A 1,704-nucleotide genomic window follows, 5' to 3' on the forward strand; every position below is an offset into this window, starting at 1 on the left:
CTTCGCGGTCCTGTCCGACGGCACGAAGATCGACTCCCCGCGTTTCCTGCGGCGCGCGGAGAAGAAGCTGAAGAAGGCCCAGCGGGAGCTGTCCCGCAAGCAGAAAGGCTCCAAAAACCGCGCCAAGGCCCGCTTCAAGGTCGCCCGTGCCCACGCCAAGGTCACCGACGCACGCCGTGAGTTCCACCACCAGCTCTCCACGAAGCTGATCTCCGAGAACCAAGGGATCGCCGTGGAGGACCTGTCGGTGGCGGGGCTGGCGCGCACCAGGCTGGCCAAGTCCGTGCACGACGCGGGCTGGGCTTCGTTCATCAGCATGCTGACCTACAAGGCCGCCCGGTACGGCCGCACTCTGATCAAGATCGGCCGGTTCGAGCCGACGAGTCAGGTCTGTTCCACGTGCGGGGTCAAGGACGGGCCCAAACCCCTGAACGTGAGGGAATGGACCTGTAGCGCCTGCGGCACCGTCCACGACCGGGACCACAATGCCGCACTCAATGTGAAGACGGCCGCCGGACTGGCGGTATCGGCCTGCGGAGCGCCGGTAAGACCAGGAGCGATCCCGGCACAGCGCGAAGAAACAGGAAGCCACGGATTCCCGACCGGAAACCGTGCCGCCTAGCGGCACAGCAACCAGTCGAGAAGGCCAGAATCCTCGCCCTTCAGGGCGAGGAGCATGTCAAGCGATGTGGTCTTCCTGTAGTTCCGCCGTGTGGCGGTTGGTGAAGCGGTTGACCATGCGTTCGGCTTCGCGCGGCGGGATCGTGATGCCGTAGGTCGCCTCCACGTCGTCCCTGAGCTGGCCCGAGGTGGGGTAGCTGCCGTCGATCGACTTCTTGAAGACCTGGTAGTAGTCGTCCTCGGTGGGGTCGGGGGTGCCGCCGCCCTCGCCCAGTTCGCGGGTGCGGCCGGGGCTCACCGGGATGGGGAAGCTGCCGGTCTCCTCGGGAGAGGGTTCCTCCGCCGGGGGCTCCTCCTCGTACCACCGGGGGTACTGGTCGGGGTCGTACGACGGGTCGTAGCCGCCGTGGTATTCGACCTCGTGCGGGGCTGCCTGGAACCAGGGGCTCTCTTCCGGCCCGGGTATGTACTCCGGCTCCGCGTCGGGGCTGGGGGGCGGGACGGGGCGCTGCTCGCTCTGAGGTGCCGCTTCCTGGGGGGCGGGTGCCGCCCCGGCGGCACGATCGCCCGCGGCTGCGGGGGGCAGCTCGGCTGCCGTCGGCATGTCCTGCCGTGGGGGTGCCGGAGGCAGCAGGGCCGGTTCGATTCCTGCTGCCGCCAGGCCCGCCGGGGCGGTTTCGGCGAGGGGGACGCCGTAGCGGGCCAGGCGCAGGGGCATCAGGGATTCGACGGGGGCCTTGCGGCGCCAGCCCCGGCCGAAGCGGGAGCGCAGCCGGGCCTGGTAGACGAGACGTTCCTGCTCCAGCTTGATGACCTGTTCGTAGGAGCGCAGCTCCCACAGCTTCATGCGGCGCCAGAGCAGGAACGTGGGGACGGGGGAGAGGAGCCAGCGGGTGAGGCGGACTCCCTCCATGTGCTTGTCGGCCGTGATGTCGGCGATGCGGCCGATGGCGTGCCGGGCCGCCTCGACGGAGACCACGAACAGGATCGGGATCACCGCGTGCATGCCGACGCCCAGTGGGTCGGGCCAGGCGGCCGCGCCGTTGAAGGCGATCGTGGCGGCGGTCAGCAGCCACGCCGTCT

2 protein-coding genes are annotated in these 1,704 nt (G+C 69.4%); one reads left to right on the forward strand and one right to left on the reverse strand.

What is annotated here, in order from left to right:
- A partial coding sequence (locus tag ALMP_RS30985) for a transposase (RefSeq protein ID WP_264934421.1) occupies nt 1-622 on the forward strand: 622 nt, incomplete at its 5' end.
- A 57-nt stretch (nt 623-679) separates the two neighbouring features.
- On the opposite strand, the gene ALMP_RS30990 is transcribed toward ALMP_RS30985, so the two are convergent.
- On the reverse strand, nt 680-1,704 hold a 1,025-nt coding region (locus ALMP_RS30990; protein ID WP_264934423.1), incomplete at its 5' end, for a DUF2637 domain-containing protein.

It is taken from the genome of Streptomyces sp. A012304, from assembly GCF_026008495.1.
Taxonomy (GTDB): Bacteria; Actinomycetota; Actinomycetes; order Streptomycetales; family Streptomycetaceae; genus Streptomyces.